Genomic DNA, 14959 nt, shown 5'->3' on the forward strand with positions numbered 1-14959 from the left:
GGGCGCCCGCGTGCAGTGCCGGCCGTCAGGTGAGCGGCGGGCCCGGCTCCGGGTTCGGCACGGGTTCCGGGCCCGGCGGAATCGGCGAGGGCGACGGTTCGGGCGGCCCCGGCGTCGGCGGCGGACCGGGAACGGGCGGCCCCGGGGCCGGCGGGCCCGGCGTCGGCGGCGGGGGCGTCGGTGCCGGGCCGGGGGGCGGCTCCGGGAGCGGGACCGGGTCGGGGTGGGGAGGCTGAGGAGCCGGGCCCGGGGCGGGTCCCGGCGGAACCGGATCCGGTGCGGGTCCGGGTGGGGCGGGGTCCGGGTGGGGTTGCGTCATGGCGGTGTCCTCCGGCCAGTCGGTCGGCCTCGGCTCTGGTGTGTCGGCTCTGGGCTACTCCCCCGCCTACCCGATGGCCGCGTCCCCAGTCACCCGCCCGCCTGAAGGGGGAGACCCGGGTGGCGCTACCGGCGCCCCACCCTCTCCGCGCCCGCCGCGAGTCCCGCCCGCGGGCTGGACAGCACCGGGACGGTGGTCGTGGTGAGGCGCTCCGCCGGGGCCATCGAGGCCTGGGCGAGCACGATCACGTCGGCGCCGGTGACGGCGTCGGCCGTGGCGGCGACCTGCCGCGCGTACGCCTTTGGGTCGCCCGCCTCGAAGCGGGCCCAGGCGCCCTCGACCAGCAGGGTGCGTACCTCGACGGGGCGGCCGGCGCGGTGTGCCTCCTCCACGACGAGTGCGGCCGTCGGCCCGAGCGTGCTCGCCAGGGCGGCGAGGACGGTCACACGCGGCCCGGCGGTCACGGCCGCGCGCGCCATCGGCCGGTCGACCCGCAGCACCGGCACACCGATCCGGTCGGCCGACGCCTCCGCGACCGAGCCGATGGTCGAGCACGTGCACAGCACGGCCCGAGCACCCGCGGCGACGGCCTCCCGCAGCCTCGCCCGTACGTCGTGGGCCACGGCCTCGGGCCCCTCCGCACGGGCCCGGACCAGCAGCTCCTCGTCGACGAGGTGCCGCAGCTCCAGCTCCGGACGGGTGTCGTCGCGCAGGGCGTCGAAGACCGGGACGTGGACAGGCGAGGTGTGCAGGAGGGCGAGCACGGGGGCGTCCAACGGCTCAGAAGCGCTCGGGACGCGCCGCCGGCCACTGCGTCGCCGTCCGGATCGGATCCGGGAGGACGGCCGGGGCCCGGCCTGGGTGACGTGCGGCCCACTGGGGGACGTACGGGCAGAGCGGGGCGACCACGACGCCCTCGTGGGCGGCGATGGCGTACAGCCCGCCCGCCGGGGAACCCGCGATGCCCTTGCCCTCGTGGGCGGGCCCGACAGCGGTGTGCGCCGGCACGAGTGCGCGCTCGGGGGATTCGAGGACGACGTACTCGACGATCCGGCCGACGGCCTCGCCGCCCTCGCCCGCCACCGCTTCCGGACGGCCCGCCGCCCTGTCGTCGCGGATCCCGATGTCACTCATGAACACGCCACGCCCCTGCCGCTGTCCGTCACGGGTACCACCGTGCGACTGCCACCGCCCGCTCCGGTCATGTCTCTCAGACCGTGGCGGCCTGTGGGCTGCGCTCCTGGTCCGACCCCGGCACCGGTGCGGACGGGTCGGCTCCCAGGGCGACGATGCGGTTGTCGCGGTCCACGTGCACCACCCGGGGTTCCAGCGCCCGCGCCTCGGCGTCGGTCACCTGAGCGTAACTGATGATGATCACCAGGTCCCCGGGGTGGACGAGATGCGCGGCGGCCCCGTTGATCCCGACGACACCCGAGCCGCGCTCCCCCTCGATGACGTACGTCTCCAGCCGGGCCCCGTTGGTGATGTCGACGATGTGCACGAGCTCACCGGGCAGCAGATCAGCGGCGTCGAGCAGATCGGCGTCGATCGTCACGGATCCCACGTAGTGCAGGTCGGCCTGGGTGACGGTGGCGCGGTGGATCTTGGACTTGATCAAAGTTCGCAGCACTTTAGACTCCTAGAAGACGGCTCCCCGCCAGCTTTCTGCAGGTCAGGGGCGTTGCTCACTGTACACCGGCACTCTTCACACTCGAAGATTCTGAGGAACATCGATCCCACTGGGCAAGAAGGTTCTCCACCTGCGCTTCCGCGTAGAATCAGGCTGTTTTGCCATCGCCGTCCAAGGAGCCGCTCGAGCACCTGCCTCGGAGTGTGCGAGGACTCATGCTGACCAGATGCCAGGCTCCCGACCGTGACCGGTCGATCGCGATCGCTACCACCTGGTGGGCAGCTGCGTTCCGGCCGCCTGCCCAGACTGCTACTCCAAGCCGCAAGGCAACGACAAGGAGAAGGAAGTGGAAAAACCCGAGCCGCAGAACGTCCCGCTGCACGTCTCGACAACAACCGGCGCCCCCCGAGTGATGACAGCAGGATGTTCGTCGAGGTACAGCGCGCGGATACGAAAGCGACAGCACTGAGTGGAGTAACCGGTGCCCTACTTGCGATCACTGCAGGGACGGCACTGTCCACACCGGTGAACTCGTCGCGCATGCTCAGCGTGGCTGTGGCGCTGGTGGGCGCACTGCTCGGGGCAGCCCTGGTATCGGCACTGATGGCCCTCCGCCCCATCTTCCCGAAGGACGACGGGCTCGTTTGGCGTGAGGAGTTCGTCGGCGGAGGCAGCGGAAGCAGGCACTCGCCGGCAGCCCTCCCGCCACGTCCGGTGAACTGCACCGCCCTGGTCGGTCCGGGCGCCGGTCCGGCACTGGGATCGCTCCTGCGCGGCCGACGCTGAGGGTGTTGGCCACACGTCCGGTCCGCCCCGTTCAGGTCACCGGGCCCGTGGTGGGCGGTGCCGGATCGTAGGCGGCCTGTTCGGTGAGGTCGCGCAGGCGCGTTGCGGCGGTGAGCATGTCCCGGTGGCTGGTGTAGAGGGCGTTGACGCCGAAGCGGAGCAGGTCGGGCGCGCGCATGTCCGCGATGACCCCGACCTCCGCGAGGGCGGCGGCCAGACCGCGGGCGTGGGCGTGGGCGTGGCGGAGGGTGACCTGGCTGCCGCGGCGGCCGGGTTCGGCCGGGGTGACGGGGGTGAAGCCCAGAGGGGTCAGGAGTTCGTCCGCGCAGCGCAGGAAGAAGCACGTCAGCGACAGGCTCTTGGTACGGAGCCGGGCCAGGTCGACGCCGTCGAAGGCGGTGAGGGCCGCTTCCAGGGCGAGCAGGGAGAGGATCGGCGGGGTGCCGATGCGGGCGCGGGCGATGCCGGGGGCAGGCGTGTAGGAGTCGGCCAGGGCGAAGGGATCGGCGTGGCCGGTCCAGCCCGGCAACGGGGTTTCCAGCGTGGTGTGGTGGCGTCGGGCGACGTAGAGGAAGGCGGGAGCGCCGGGGCCGCCGGAGAGGAACTTGTAGCCGCAGCCGACCGCCAGGTCCACGCCCAGGCCGTCGACGTCCAGGGGCAGGGCGCCGGCGGCGTGGCACAGATCCCACAGCGCCAGGGCCCCGGCGTCCTGCGCGGCCCGGGTCAGCGTCCGCATGTCGTACAGCTCGCCGGTGCGGTAGTCGACGGGCGAGTAGCTGACGACGGCGACCCGTTCACCCTCGGCGGCGAGGAAGTCCGGAAGGTCCCCCGGGCGCACGTGCCGGACCTCCAGGTCGCGGCGGCGGGCGACCGCGTCGGCGAGGTAGCGGTCGGTCGGGAAGTGCCCGGGGTCGGTGACCAGCAGCGGGCGGTCCGGGCGGAGGGCGGCGGCGGCGTCGAGGGCGGTGAACAGCTGCACGCTGGTGGAGTCGCCCGCGATCGTCTGCCCCGGCGCCGCCCCGATGAGCCTTCCGACGGCGTCGCCGACGCGCAGCGGCGCCTCCCACCAGCCGGCCGCGTTCCAGGAGCCGATGAGTCCGGTCGCCCACTGGCGCCGTACGACGTCGTCCAGGGCCGCCGGCACGGCTGCGGGCAGCGGGCCCAGGGAGTTGCCGTCGAGGTACACGACGTCCGGCGGGAGCAGGAAGCGGGCCCGGAGGTCGGCCAGGGTGTCGTCGGCGTCCAGCCGTGCGGCCTGCTCGTGCAGGGTGGCGGTTGCGGAGAGTGCGGTGGTCATCGATGTGCGGCCTCCTCGTCCGCGCGGCCGGCGTCCGCTGGGAAGTGGGCGGCCGCCATGTCCCGGAGGGTGTCGGCGACCGCGCGGGCGCCGGGTGCCCCGGGTTCGACGAGGGTGTAGTGGCCGGTGCCGGGCAGGACGACCGTCCTGAGGTCCTGGTGCGCGGCCGTGTAATCGCTGAACTGCGTGAGGGGGACCTCCTCGTCCGCGGAGCCGTGCAGGAGCACGGTGGGCACGCCCGTGGTCCCCGTGCCGCGCAGCAGGGTGAGGGGGTCGACCTCGGGCAAGCGGGCCGTGAAGTGCTCCTCGCCGCCGAGGAGTTGCAGGGCGGCGTCATCGCTGAGGCGGTCGCGGCGGGTGGCGGTGAGGTCGGTGATCGGGGCGAGGGCGAGCACGCTCGTCGGCAGGGTGCGGGTGTGCCAGCGGGAGGCGGGCGGCAGCAGGCCCCGGGCGGCGCACCACAGGGCCAGGTGGCCGCCGGAGCAGTGGCCTGCCAGGACGTAGGGGCGGCCTTCGGGCAGCGTGTCGACGATGCGGGCGATGTCGTCGAAGGTCTCGGGGTAGCCGCCCGCACCGCCGGACCGTCTGAAGCCCGGGAGCAGCACATGGAACCCCTGCGTGGACAGCCAGTCCGCGAAGGGGGTCAGGTGCATCCGGTCGTAGCGCCAGTAGCCGCCGTGCAGGAGGATCACCAGCGGGGCGTTCGGGTCCTCGGACGGCCAGGCGTCGTAGGACTGGTGGGGGTGGTCGCCGTAGCGGCCGTGCACCGGGGCCAGGACCGGCTTCAGGCTCAGGACCCGTCGCTCCTCCTCGGCCGCGAAGGCGGAGATCGGCCTAGAGGTCACCGCGCACCTCCCACAGTTCGGGAAAGACCGGCCGGGCCGCGCGCTGTTCGAGCCAGGCGAGCCCGGCGGATCCGGCGCTGCCCGGTTTGGCTCCCATGGCGCGGCGGACCACCAGGACGTGGTCGAACCGCCAGCGGGTGACGAGTTCGGCGATGTCGGTGAGCAGTTCGCCCAGGGCGAGGTGGGGGTGGTGCCGCGGACCGGCGTAGACGTTCCTCCACGCCTCCACCACGCCGGGGTCTGCGTCGTAGGGGCGAGTCACGTCCCGTTCGCGGACGTGGGCCGGGACCGGCAGTCCCTGGCGGTGGAGGTGGGCCAGCACGTCGTCGTACAGGGACGGTTCGCGGTAGGTCTCGGCGAGCGCCTCGTGGACGGCCGGGTCGCCGCGGTGGGCGCGCAGCAGCCCGGCGGACTTGTCGCCGAGGAGGAACTCCATGTGCCGGTACATCGCCGACTGGAAGCCCGAGGCCCGGCCGAACGCGGCCCTGAAGCCGTTGAACTGGGCAGGCGTCAGGGCGGCGATGGGCTCCCAGGCGCCGCTCAGAGCGGTCAGCGCGCGGCGGCTGCGCACCAGCGCGTCCATGGCGGCGGGCAGGTCGTCCTTGGCGAGGGCGACCTTGCCGGTGCGCCACTCGTGCACGATCAGGGTGAACCACAGCTCCATCACCTGGGTGGTGACGAGGAAGCCCATCTCGTCCGGGGCCTCGGTGAGCGGGTGCTGCAGCGTGTTGAGGACCGAGGCGCGCACATACGTGTCGTAGGGGCTGGCGCCCTCGAAGGGGCAGGTCAGGGTGGAGTCGGTGGCCGGTGCGTCGAGGGTGGTCGTGCGGTCGTTCATCACATCTCCCAGGAGTGCGTAGGGGTCACACACCGAGGTGGGCGCCGCCGGAGGCGTCGATCCACTGGCCGGTCACCCAGCGGGCGTCGTCGCTCGCGACGAAGGAGACGACGTCCGCGATGTCCACCGGGTCGCCGAGCCGGCCGAGCGTGGAGGCCTCGGAGTAGCGGCGGCGGATCTCCGGGACGGCGAGGGTGGGGTTGATCTCCGTCTCGGTGTAACCGGGTGCGACGGCGTTGACGGTGATGCCCCGCGGGCCGAGCTCCTGGGCCAGGGAGAGGGTGAGGTGGTCAAGGGCGGCCTTGGTCATGGTGTAGGAGACGATCGCCGGGAAGGCGACGCGGGTCGCGACGGAGGAGATGTTGACGATCCTGCCGCCGTCCCGCAGGCGGTCCAGTCCGCGCTGGATGATGAAGAACGGCGCCTTGGCGTTGATGGCGAAGACGCGGTCGTAGTCGGCCTCCGTCACCTGGGCGATCGGGCGGGGGACGGTGATGCCCGCGTTGTTGACGAGGATGTCCAGGCCCGCCGGGGCGTCCTGCTGCGCCAGGGCCTCGTCGAAGGCGGACCACAGGGTGTCGGCGTCGCCGGGGACGCCGAGTTCGGCGTGGACGGGGAAGGCGCGGCCGCCGTCGGCCTGGATCTCCTTGACGGTCCGTTCGGCTGCCGTCAGGTCGTGGCCGTAGTGGACCGCGACGAGGGCGCCTTCGCGGGCGAGGCGGTGACTGATGGCTCTGCCGATGCCCCGGCTGCCTCCGGTGACCAGGGCGGTCTTCCCCGTGTGGCGGGCGGTGGCGGTCATCGTGGGTCTCCTTCGCTGAGGGGTGGCGTGGCGCTGACGGATCAGGCGTGGAGTCGAACGTGCTCGGGATCGCCGATCAGGCGTCGAAGTCGAGGGTGATCTCGGGAGTGCGGGGCCTGGCGCGGCAGACGAGCGTGTAGCCGGCGGCGCGGTCGCGTTCGTCCAGGGCGTGCTGGCCGTCCGCCGTCACCTGTCCGGATACGACCTTCGCGCGGCAGCTGCCGCAGACGCCCTCCCGGCAGGCGTAGGGCACGTCGGGGTGGCTGCGCAGCAGTGCGTCGAGCAGGACCGGGTCGTCCGGCAGGACGGTGGCGGCACGGCGGCGCCCGTCGAGCAGGGCGGCGACCCGGTACTCCCCCGCCCTCGGCGCCTGCCCGGCCGGCTCCGGCTCCGGTGGCTGCCTGCCCTCGGCGGTGAACAGCTCCCAGCGGACGAGCGAGGGATCCGCGCCGAGGCCTGCCAGCGCGTGCCGGGCGGTGGCGACGAGGCCGGGCGGTCCGCACAGGGCGAACGTGGTGTCCGGGCCCGGCCGGGCGTCCACGGCGGCCAGCAGCCGGCGCACCCCGGACGCGTCCAGCCGCCGTGCGAGCGGACCGCCCCCACTCCCCCGGTCCTCCCGCGTCAGCACGTACAGGACGGTGAAACGGTCGACGAACTCGTCCTTGACCTCCGCCAGTTCATCGGCCAGCACGGCGTCGGCGGAGGTGCGCACCGAGTGGACCAGACTGACGCGGCAGGTCGGGTCCCGGCGCAGCGCGTGGGCGGCCATCGGGGCCAGGGGGGTGATGCCGGTGCCGCCCGCGAGGAGCACGTGATGGGCGCCCGGCAGCCGCGGCAGGGCGAAGGCGCCGGTGGGCGCGGAGAGTTCCAGACGCGCGCCCGGTACGAGCCGGGTGGTGGCGTACTCGCCGAAGCCGCCCGGGCCGGAGCGTTTGATCACCAGGCGGAGCGCCGAGGGGGCGTGCGGTGGTGGGCAGATCGAGTAACTGCGGCGCAGTTCGGTGCCGGAGGCCTGCCGGTGCCGGACGACGACGTGCCGACCGGGGTGGTGGGCGAAGACATCGCGCAGGTCGGTGGGCACGTGCAGGGTGACGGCGACCGTGTCGGCGCTCAGGTGACGGACCTCGCGAACGTCCAGCGGGTGCCAGCCGAAGCGGCGGGGCGGGCCTGCCGGTGCCTCGTCGAGGAGGGCGGGCGGGGCGGTGTTCACGGTGTGCCTCACAGCGCGGTCAGGTGGGGGAAGGGCTCGCGGCACGCGGTGCACCACAGCACCGACTGACAGCGGGCCGGGCCGAAGGCGCTGTGCGGCCGGGTGGCCCTTGAGCCGCAGTGCGGGCAGGGCACGGCGCCCAGCGCGACGGGGACCGGACTGTCGGGTGCCGGTGTCACGGGTGGCGCGATGCCGTGCGCGGCGAGGGCGCGCCGCCCCTCGGGGGTGATGCGGTCCGTCGTCCAGGGAGGCGTCAGGACGTGCCGGACGCGGCCGTCCGGGTGGCCGCAGGAGGTCAGGACCTCCCGCACGGCGGCGGTGATCTCGGGCAGCGCGGGGCAGCCGAGGTAGGTGGGCGTGATCTCCACCTCCAGCGCGCCGTCGGCGCCGGGGGCGACACGGCCCACCACGCCGAGGTCGCCGAGGCCGATCACCGGCAGTTCCGGGTCCGGGAGCGCGGCCACCCGCTCGCGCACCTCCTGGGCGGAGCGGCGGGCTGTGACCGGTGCGGGGGTGGGTGCGTTCACCACGTACCTCCGGGGAACTGCCGCCGAACAGACTGCAGTTCGGCGATCAGTGGCCCGAACTCCTCGGTGTGCAGGCCCGCGCGGCCGCCGGTGGCCGACCAGGTGGGAGCGGGCACGGCGAGGCCCGCCTCGGTGACGACGCCGGTGACCCGCCCGAGCCACGTGTCACGCAGGGGTGCCGGGGAGGGCACGGCGCCGGAGGCGGCCAGGCGGCGCAGGAGGTCGTCCTCCTCGAAGAGTTCGCCGGTGTAGGGCCACACCCGCTCCAGGGCGTGTCGCATGCGGCGCGCGCTCTCGGCGGTGCCACGTCCCAGCGTCACCGTCCAGCGGTCGGCGTGCAGCCGGTGGAAGGCGACCTCCTTGGCGGCCCGGGCCCCGAACGCGGCGAGCTCGGGGTCGGTGCAGTGCGCGAGGCTCTCGTAGTGGAGGACGGCGTAGTGGGTGTAGGCGAGTTGCCGGGCCACGGTCACGGCGAAGTCGCCGTTGGGCAGCTCGGTCAGCAGGGCGTTGGTGAACTCGCGCTCCGAGCGAGTGTAGGCGAAGTCGTCCTCGGTGCGGCCGGTTCCGTCGAGGCGGCCGGCGCGGGTGAGCAGCGCGCGGGCGTGGCCGATCAGATCGAGGGCGATGTTGGACAGGGCCAGGTCCTCGTCGATGGTCGGCGCACGGGTGATCCACTGGCACAGCCGCTGCCCGAGGATGAGCGCGTCGTCGCCGAGGCGCGTCACGTACCGGGCCAGATCGGGGTCGGCAGCGGACGGCGGCACGTCCGGCAGGGTGCCGGGGCGCACTGCCACAATGTCACTCGTCGTGCTCACCTTCGGGGCCTTTCTCGGTCAGCGGCGCGTAGTGCTCGGGGTAGCGGTACGGCTTGTGGCGGGCGCCCGCGAAGTACGGGTCGCGTTCGTCCGGCGAGGCCGTGTGCACGGCGTCGGAGCGGACCACCCACAGCGACAGGGGCTCGCCCCGGCGCGTGTACAGGTCGCGGGCGGCGGCCAGTGCCGTGTCCGGGCCGGCGGCACGCACCGACCCCACGTGCTGGTGCGCCAGGCCCCTGCGGGCGCGCAGGAACACCTCCCAGGACGCCGGCGCGCCCTGTCGTGCCGCGCTCATGCGGCCGCTCCCCGCGGCTCGTCCGTCCTCGCGGCGTACGCGACGGCGGCCTCCCTGACCCAGGCGCCGTCCTCGTGCGCGGCCAGGCGGCTCGCGATGCGCTGCCGCGCCCAGTGGGTGTCGTCGCCCAGGGCCGTGCGGTAGGTGTCCCAGTCGACGGGCGTGAAGTCGTAGTGCTCGCGCTCCTCGTTCCAGCGGATCGCCGGGTCGGGCAGCGTCAGGCCGAGGCGCTCGGCCTGCGGGACGCAGGTGTCGACGAAACGCTGGCGCAGCTCGTCGTTGGTGTGGCGCTTGATGCCCCAGGCCATCGCGCGGCGGGAGACCGCGGCCCCCAGCGCGGCGGTCCGCGCGTCGGTGCCGCCCGCCTCCGTGTCGGGCGGTCCGAACATCAGCGCCACCGCCGGCAGCCACCAGCGGTTCACCGCGTCCTGCGCAATCTCCTTCTGCTCCGGGGTCCCCTCGCACAGGGCGCGCATCAGGTCGTAGCCCTGACGCACGTGGAAGGCCTCCTCCTGGCAGACACGGCGCATCGCCCGGGCATAGGGCCCGTAGGACGTACGGCACAGGGGTGCCTGGTTGATGACGGCGGCGCCGTCCGTCAGCCAGGCGATGGCGCCGGTGTCCGCCCAGGTCAGCGCGGGATGGTTGAAGGTGGCCGAGGCGCGCTGCCGACCCTTGTGCAGGGCGTCCAGCAGGTCGGCGCGGTCCACGCCGAGTGTCTCGGCCGCGGAGTACAGGTACAGGCCGTGGCCCGCCTCGTCCTGCACCTTGGCGAGCAGGACCGACTTGCGATGCAGGGACGGGGCTCGGGTGAGCCAGGCGCCCTCGGGCTGCATGCCGATGATCTCGGAGTGGGCGTGCTGGGCGATCTGACGGACCAGCATGCGGCGGTAGCCGTCGGGCATCCAGTCGCGCGGTTCGATCGCCTCGCCGTCGGCGATGAGCGCGTCGAAGTGGGCGAGCAGGTCGTCCTCGTCCGCGGTGGCGGAGGCCGTGGTGGTGGCGGTGGCGGTGGTGGTGGCGGTGGTCGACGCGGTCACCGGACACCGCCCGGACGTGCGGCGGCCATCGTCACGGTGCTGTGCTCCCGGGCACCGCCCGGGCGTGCGGTGACCGTCGCGGCGGTGTCGTGCTGCGGGCACCGTCGCGGGGACCGGACCCGTACCGGCTGCCTGGGCACGCACATCACTCCTTCGGTTCGACGACCGCCCGTGCGGGGTGCCGGGCGGAGCGGGTTGCTTCGTTGCGGTAAGAGGCCGGGCGCGCGGCCCGGCTATCCCCGGCCCGCGAGGTTCGGGTGCGTGACAAAGCTCACGGGGCGGTCCGGGGAGTGCGGCCGGGCGCGGCGGCCTCTTGAGGAGGTGACAGTCGTAGACCGCGGCGGCCGGCACGCCGAGGCGAAAGGGGAAACCATGAGCACCATCAGGGAGTTGCTGGTCGAACTCACCGGCACCGTCGAGTACGCCGACCGGATCGGCAACGACGCCGACCTGGCCGCCAGCGGCATCGACTCCGGGGACCTGGTGCGCCTGGTCCTGCTGGTCGAGCAGCGGCTCGGGGTCGAGATCACCGCCGAGGACATGGAGGAGCTGCGCACGATCGGTGACTACGAGCGTTTCGTGGCCCAGCGCGCGGGCGCCGGCGCGAGCGGCGGTGCGTGATGTGGCTGACGCAGCTGCTGGAGCGCAACCGCCAGTGCCGGCCCGGCCGGATCGCGCTGGTCGACGACGAACGCAGCGTCACCTGGGCCGAGCTGCACAGCCGTACACGGCAACTGGCCTACGGCCTAGCTGAGTTGGGCATCGGGCGGGGTGACCGGGTGGCCGTGCTCTCCAAGGACCGGATCGAGGTCCTGGAGAGCTACTTCGCGCTGGCCCGCCTCGGCGCGCTGTTCGTGCCGCTCAATCACAGCCTGACCGAGCCCGAGGTCGCCGGGATCGTCGAGCGGGTCGGCGCGGTGGCCATCCTCGGCGAGTCCGAACTGCTGGACCGCCACGCCGAACTGCCGAAGTCGGTGCGCCTGCGGGTCGCCTTCGACAAGCCCGCCTTCGCGGCGCTGGGCACCCTGGCCGAAGAGCGGGAGCTGCCGGACGTCGCCGACACCGACCCCATCGCCGTACTGCACACCTCGGCGACCACCGGGCAGGCCAAGGGGGGCACGGTCGACAGCGCGTCCTTCCGCGCGATCGCCCTCGGCTGGCTGGTGATGGCCCGCCCCACCGACGACATCGTCATGGTCAACTGCTGCCCGCTGTACCACGGCAGCATGGTCGTGTCCCTCACCTACCTGGCGGCCGGCGCGACGATCGTGCTGATGCCCGGATTCACTCCGCAGCGGGCGCTGTCGGCGGTGGAGCGGCACCACGCCACGCACATGTGGCTGGTGCCTCAGATGCTGCGCTTCATGCTCCAGGCGAAGGCGTCCGGGCACACCGACCTGTCCTCCCTGCGGGAGGTGCTGTACGGGGCCGCCCCCATGCCGCTCGACGTCTACGCCGACGCGGTCGAACGGCTCGGGTGCGGCTTCCGGCAGGTGTACGGCATGACCGAGGTGGGGGGCCCGTTCGTCACGCTCGGTCCCGACGAGCACCCCGCGCCCGGGGACGTGACCGCCCGCATCCCGTGCGGACGGGTCGTGCCGGGCATGTCCGCCCGCGCCGTCGACGAAGCAGGCCGGGAACTGCCGCCCGGCGAGATCGGCGAGATCGTGGTGCGCGGGCCGGGCGTCATGCAGGGCTACTGGAACGACCCGGAGGCCACCCACGAGATCACCCGCGACGGCTGGATCAGGACAGGTGACCTCGGCTTCATGGACGACGAGGGCCGCATCAGCCTGGTGGACCGCACCAAGGACGTGATCATCCGCGCGGGTCAGAACGTCTACCCCTCCGAGATCGAGCGCGCCCTGATGACCCACCCGGCGGTCCGGGACGCGGCGGTCGTCGGCATGCCCGACGAGGACTACGGCGAGGTGCCGCTGGCCTACGTGTCCCTGGAGGCGGGCGCGGAGCCGAACACCGCGGAGTTGCTCGCACACGTGACGGGGCTGCTCGCGCCGTACAAGCGGCCGCGACGGGTGGAGTTCATCGAGCAGGTGCCGCGCAATCCCGCCGGCAAGATCATCAAGAAACTGTTGCGGGTTTGACTTCCTCCCCCGCCTAAAGGCGGGGGATTCCAGCGGTCGCCCGCTGGGGTTCCTGCTTCACCGACGACCGCCCCGTCCGGGAGGACTCCCGTTGAGGTCTTACACCGTCTCCACAGGCAGATGCCGCCAGCCCGGCGGCCAGGATGTTGCGTGCCGCGTTCACGTCGCGGTCATGCACCGCACCGCAGGTGCACGTCCACTCACGGACGTTCAGCGGCAGCTTCGCCGCGACCGTGCCGCAGCTTCCGCACAGCTTCGAGCTGGGGAAGAAGCTGTCGATCACCACGAGTTCGCGCCCGTACCAGACGCACTCGTACTCCAGCATCATGCGCAGCCCCGACCACGAAGCATCGGAAATGGCGCGCGCGAGCGCGCCGTTCTTCAACAGGTTGCGCACGGTGAGATCCTCGATCACGACCACTTGGTTCTCGTGGACGATGCGCGAGGTCAGTTTGTGCAGGAAGTCGCGGCGCCGGTCAGCGATCCGCGCATGGACCTTGGCAACACGACGACGGGCTTTCTCCCGGTTCGCCGAGCCCTTCGCCTTGCGGGACAACTCCCGCTGCGCCCTGGCGAGACGGGCACGGTCGCGGCGTTCGTGCCGGGGGTTGGCGATCTTCTCCCCGGTGGACAGGGTCACCAGGGAGGTGATCCCGGCGTCCAGACCGACCGCCGCATGCGTGGCAGGGGCCGGGGCGATGGCGTCCTCGACGAGCATCGACACGAACCAACGGCCCGCGGCGTCACGGGACACCGTCACCGTGGTCGGCTCCACACCCTCGGGCAGCAGACGCGACCAGCGGACGTCCAAGGACTCCGCCATCTTGGCCAGAGTCAGTCGCCCGTCGCGCCAGGTGAAAGCGCTGCGGGTGTACTCGGCCGAAGCACGGGACTCCTTGCGCGACTTGAAGCGCGGATACTGCGCGCGCTTGGCGAAGAAGTGGGCGAACGCCGTCTGCAGGTGGCGCAGCGCCTGCTGGAGTGGAACGGAGGACACCTCCGTCAGGAAGGCCAGCTCCTCCGTCTTCTTCCACTGGGTGAGCGCGGCGGAGGACTGCACGTAGGAGATACGGCGCTGCTCGCCGTACCAGGCCCGGGTGCGCTCCTCCAACGCCTTGTTATAGACGAGGCGGACGCAGCCGAACGTGCGCGACAGCTCCGCCGCCTGCTCGTCCGTGGGGTAAAAGCGGTACTTGAACGCCCGCTTGACCTGCTCCACCATATCTCACACTCCATCAGCTCCCTTGTGAGAGGCGGATGTTGGCCGGTGGGCGGTGGACGCCGATCCGCCCCGGAGGCGAACCGACTCCTCTTGCCCCGCTCCGCAGGAGCTTCGTTTCCTCCCCGGCCTGAAGGCCGGGGTATCCACGAAGGAAGACCCCGATGAGCGCGCGCGAGGGCTGACGGCGATGAACGAACGCCCGACGCGCACCGGGCCGGCCACGACGCGGACGCCGTGGCCGGCCCGAGCTGGTGCGGAGCTTGTGCCGGCGGTTCAGGGCTGCGGGAGACCCCTGTGGCCTGGCCGGGCTGAAGAGGGGCCGCACTGTGGCAAGCCGTTGCCGTGGGTGCGCGATGACCTGGCCGCGCTGCGTCCGCTCCTTCTCGCGGCCGGGCTCGGGCTCGGTGTCGCGGCCGTATCCGAACCGGGTGCGGAACCGGCCGGGCCCGCCGAGGCGGCTGCCGCGGCCTCGATGCCGGAGCAGCGGCGGCGGGAGTTCCTGGCCGGCCGGCGGGCCGCCCGGCGGGCCCTGTGGGCGGTGGGGCTGGACTGCGGTGAGATCCCCCGGTCGGGGCGCCTGCCGGTGTTCCCGCCGGGCCGGGCCGCGTCGATCTCGCACAGTGCGGGGATCGCCGTCGCCGTGGCGCGCGGTGCCGACGGGTTATTGCCTCTCGGCTGTGACCTGGAGCTGCGGCCCCTCCCCCGCGCAGCGGACCGTCTGGTGCTGCGTGCGGACGAGGAGCCGCTGCTCGCGGTCTGGTCGGTGACCGCGTTGTTCTCCGCCAAGGAATCTGCCTGGAAGGCCCTCGCCGTGGCGGACGGGGGCCTGCGGGACTTGCGGGCCTCGTCCTGCGGGGACGAACTGCGTGTCTGCCTTCGTGTGGATCCCGCGCGTGCCGTGCGGGTGCGGGTCGTGCACGTCGGGGCGGCGGGAGTCTTCAGCTACGTGACCGGCCGGGATGCCATCCCCGGCTGACGGAAGCCGCCCGTCCCCGGGTGCGCCGGGGACGGGCGGGGCGACGGGTCAGCGCTCCGGCGTCGTGCCGCCGTCCCGGTAGGAACGCCGCACTGCGTCGGCCGCCTTGTCGGTCTGGGCGTCGTACTTGTTGCCCGTGCGCTCGTCGGCCATGCGCTCGGCGCCCGAGACGCCCTTGTCCGCCTGGTCGGGGTGGCCCTTGGCCATCTCCTTGGCCTTGTGCATCATGTCGCCCAGCTTGCCCATGGGGGG

Annotated in this window: 18 protein-coding genes; 4 read left to right on the plus strand and 14 right to left on the minus strand. The window is 73.0% G+C overall.

Annotation, left to right across the window (positions count from 1 at the left end; translation table 11 throughout):
• Nucleotides 1-444: 444 nt before the first annotated feature.
• The 3 genes from TU30_RS08955 to panD all read right to left on the minus strand — a co-directional run bounded on the left by TU30_RS08955 (nucleotide 445) and on the right by panD (nucleotide 1949).
• A complete protein-coding gene (locus TU30_RS08955) occupies nucleotides 445-1083 on the minus strand; it encodes an aspartate/glutamate racemase family protein (protein WP_042167160.1) in 639 nt (212 codons plus the stop codon).
• A 16-nt stretch (nucleotides 1084-1099) separates the two neighbouring features.
• On the minus strand, nucleotides 1100-1453 hold the full coding sequence (locus TU30_RS08960) for a GNAT family N-acetyltransferase (RefSeq protein WP_042167161.1): 354 nt from the start codon (nucleotides 1451-1453) through the stop codon (nucleotides 1100-1102).
• Nucleotides 1454-1529: 76 nt separating this feature from the next.
• Nucleotides 1530-1949: an aspartate 1-decarboxylase gene (panD, locus tag TU30_RS08965; protein WP_042166874.1), complete on the minus strand. Its 420-nt coding sequence runs from the start codon at nucleotides 1947-1949 to the stop codon at nucleotides 1530-1532.
• Nucleotides 1950-2489: 540 nt separating this feature from the next.
• Here panD and TU30_RS08970 point away from each other — a divergent pair.
• Nucleotides 2490-2735 carry a hypothetical protein gene (locus tag TU30_RS08970; RefSeq protein WP_042166875.1) on the plus strand — a complete coding sequence of 82 codons (246 nt, stop codon included), beginning with the start codon at nucleotides 2490-2492 and terminating at the stop codon, nucleotides 2733-2735.
• A 31-nt stretch (nucleotides 2736-2766) separates the two neighbouring features.
• Here the strand turns inward: TU30_RS08970 and TU30_RS08975 are convergent, their stop codons facing one another.
• The 9 genes from TU30_RS08975 to paaA all read right to left on the minus strand — a co-directional run bounded on the left by TU30_RS08975 (nucleotide 2767) and on the right by paaA (nucleotide 10404).
• A complete protein-coding gene (locus tag TU30_RS08975; protein ID WP_042166877.1) occupies nucleotides 2767-4032 on the minus strand; it encodes a kynureninase in 1266 nt (421 codons plus the stop codon).
• Nucleotides 4029-4877: a S9 family peptidase gene (locus TU30_RS08980; RefSeq protein ID WP_042166878.1), complete on the minus strand. Its 849-nt coding sequence runs from the start codon at nucleotides 4875-4877 to the stop codon at nucleotides 4029-4031. The genes TU30_RS08975 and TU30_RS08980 overlap by 4 nt, the downstream gene beginning before the upstream one ends.
• Entirely contained in the window at nucleotides 4867-5715 is an 849-nt protein-coding gene (locus TU30_RS08985; RefSeq protein ID WP_042166880.1) for a tryptophan 2,3-dioxygenase, read from the minus strand. The genes TU30_RS08980 and TU30_RS08985 overlap by 11 nt, the downstream gene beginning before the upstream one ends.
• A 25-nt stretch (nucleotides 5716-5740) precedes the next feature.
• Nucleotides 5741-6517 carry an SDR family oxidoreductase gene (locus TU30_RS08990; RefSeq protein ID WP_042166883.1) on the minus strand — a complete coding sequence of 259 codons (777 nt, stop codon included), beginning with the start codon at nucleotides 6515-6517 and terminating at the stop codon, nucleotides 5741-5743.
• A 76-nt stretch (nucleotides 6518-6593) separates the two neighbouring features.
• On the minus strand, nucleotides 6594-7727 hold the full coding sequence (locus TU30_RS08995) for a 2Fe-2S iron-sulfur cluster-binding protein (RefSeq protein ID WP_042167163.1): 1134 nt from the start codon (nucleotides 7725-7727) through the stop codon (nucleotides 6594-6596).
• A gap of 8 nt (nucleotides 7728-7735) precedes the next feature.
• Complete coding sequence (gene paaD / locus TU30_RS09000) at nucleotides 7736-8257, minus strand: 1,2-phenylacetyl-CoA epoxidase subunit PaaD (RefSeq protein WP_370626598.1); 522 nt, start codon at nucleotides 8255-8257, stop codon at nucleotides 7736-7738.
• Nucleotides 8251-9042, minus strand: a complete 792-nt coding sequence (gene paaC / locus TU30_RS09005; protein ID WP_176726176.1) for a 1,2-phenylacetyl-CoA epoxidase subunit PaaC — start codon at nucleotides 9040-9042, stop codon at nucleotides 8251-8253. The genes paaD and paaC overlap by 7 nt, the downstream gene beginning before the upstream one ends.
• A gap of 10 nt (nucleotides 9043-9052) precedes the next feature.
• Nucleotides 9053-9364: a 1,2-phenylacetyl-CoA epoxidase subunit PaaB gene (paaB, locus tag TU30_RS09010; protein WP_042166889.1), complete on the minus strand. Its 312-nt coding sequence runs from the start codon at nucleotides 9362-9364 to the stop codon at nucleotides 9053-9055.
• The gene (gene paaA, locus TU30_RS09015; protein ID WP_042166891.1) at nucleotides 9361-10404 is read right to left on the minus strand and encodes a 1,2-phenylacetyl-CoA epoxidase subunit PaaA; all 1044 of its coding nucleotides are present in this window, start codon (nucleotides 10402-10404) and stop codon (nucleotides 9361-9363) included. Before paaA ends, paaB begins: the two co-directional genes overlap by 4 nt.
• A gap of 372 nt (nucleotides 10405-10776) precedes the next feature.
• Between paaA and TU30_RS09020 the strand changes: the two genes are divergently transcribed.
• Together TU30_RS09020 and TU30_RS09025 are read left to right on the plus strand one after the other, a co-directional pair.
• Entirely contained in the window at nucleotides 10777-11025 is a 249-nt protein-coding gene (locus TU30_RS09020; RefSeq protein ID WP_042166893.1) for an acyl carrier protein, read from the plus strand.
• Nucleotides 11025-12509 (plus strand): class I adenylate-forming enzyme family protein, encoded by a 1485-nt coding sequence (locus TU30_RS09025; RefSeq protein WP_042166895.1) that lies wholly within the window; start codon nucleotides 11025-11027, stop codon nucleotides 12507-12509. The genes TU30_RS09020 and TU30_RS09025 overlap by 1 nt, the downstream gene beginning before the upstream one ends.
• Nucleotides 12510-12522: 13 nt before the next feature.
• On the opposite strand, the gene TU30_RS09030 is transcribed toward TU30_RS09025, so the two are convergent.
• A complete protein-coding gene (locus TU30_RS09030; RefSeq protein ID WP_042166899.1) occupies nucleotides 12523-13731 on the minus strand; it encodes an RNA-guided endonuclease TnpB family protein in 1209 nt (402 codons plus the stop codon).
• Between the two features lie 346 nt (nucleotides 13732-14077).
• On the opposite strand from TU30_RS09030, the gene TU30_RS09035 reads away from it, so the two are divergent.
• Nucleotides 14078-14707 carry a hypothetical protein gene (locus TU30_RS09035; protein WP_052479761.1) on the plus strand — a complete coding sequence of 210 codons (630 nt, stop codon included), beginning with the start codon at nucleotides 14078-14080 and terminating at the stop codon, nucleotides 14705-14707.
• Nucleotides 14708-14755: 48 nt separating this feature from the next.
• On the opposite strand, the gene TU30_RS09040 is transcribed toward TU30_RS09035, so the two are convergent.
• Nucleotides 14756-14953: an antitoxin gene (locus tag TU30_RS09040; RefSeq protein WP_042166900.1), complete on the minus strand. Its 198-nt coding sequence runs from the start codon at nucleotides 14951-14953 to the stop codon at nucleotides 14756-14758.
• Nucleotides 14954-14959: the final 6 nt, after the last annotated feature.

This window comes from Streptomyces sp. NBRC 110035 (assembly GCF_000829695.1).
Classification (GTDB): Bacteria; Actinomycetota; Actinomycetes; order Streptomycetales; family Streptomycetaceae; genus Streptomyces.

Bases quoted from the DNA above. Each gene is read 5' to 3' on its own strand.
- TU30_RS08985 (WP_042166880.1), bottom strand. From the start codon at position 5,715: ATGAACGACCGCACGACCACCCTCGACGCACCGGCCACCGACTCCACC.
- TU30_RS09040 (WP_042166900.1), bottom strand. From the start codon at position 14,953: ATGGGCAAGCTGGGCGACATGATGCACAAGGCCAAGGAGATGGCCAAG.
- TU30_RS09030 (WP_042166899.1), bottom strand. From the start codon at position 13,731: ATGGTGGAGCAGGTCAAGCGGGCGTTCAAGTACCGCTTTTACCCCACG.
- paaB (WP_042166889.1), bottom strand. From the start codon at position 9,364: ATGAGCGCGGCACGACAGGGCGCGCCGGCGTCCTGGGAGGTGTTCCTG.
- TU30_RS09025 (WP_042166895.1), top strand. From the start codon at position 11,025: ATGTGGCTGACGCAGCTGCTGGAGCGCAACCGCCAGTGCCGGCCCGGC.
- TU30_RS08970 (WP_042166875.1), top strand. From the start codon at position 2,490: ATGCTCAGCGTGGCTGTGGCGCTGGTGGGCGCACTGCTCGGGGCAGCC.
- TU30_RS09020 (WP_042166893.1), top strand. From the start codon at position 10,777: ATGAGCACCATCAGGGAGTTGCTGGTCGAACTCACCGGCACCGTCGAG.
- TU30_RS08990 (WP_042166883.1), bottom strand. From the start codon at position 6,517: ATGACCGCCACCGCCCGCCACACGGGGAAGACCGCCCTGGTCACCGGA.
- TU30_RS08975 (WP_042166877.1), bottom strand. From the start codon at position 4,032: ATGACCACCGCACTCTCCGCAACCGCCACCCTGCACGAGCAGGCCGCA.
- TU30_RS08960 (WP_042167161.1), bottom strand. From the start codon at position 1,453: ATGAGTGACATCGGGATCCGCGACGACAGGGCGGCGGGCCGTCCGGAA.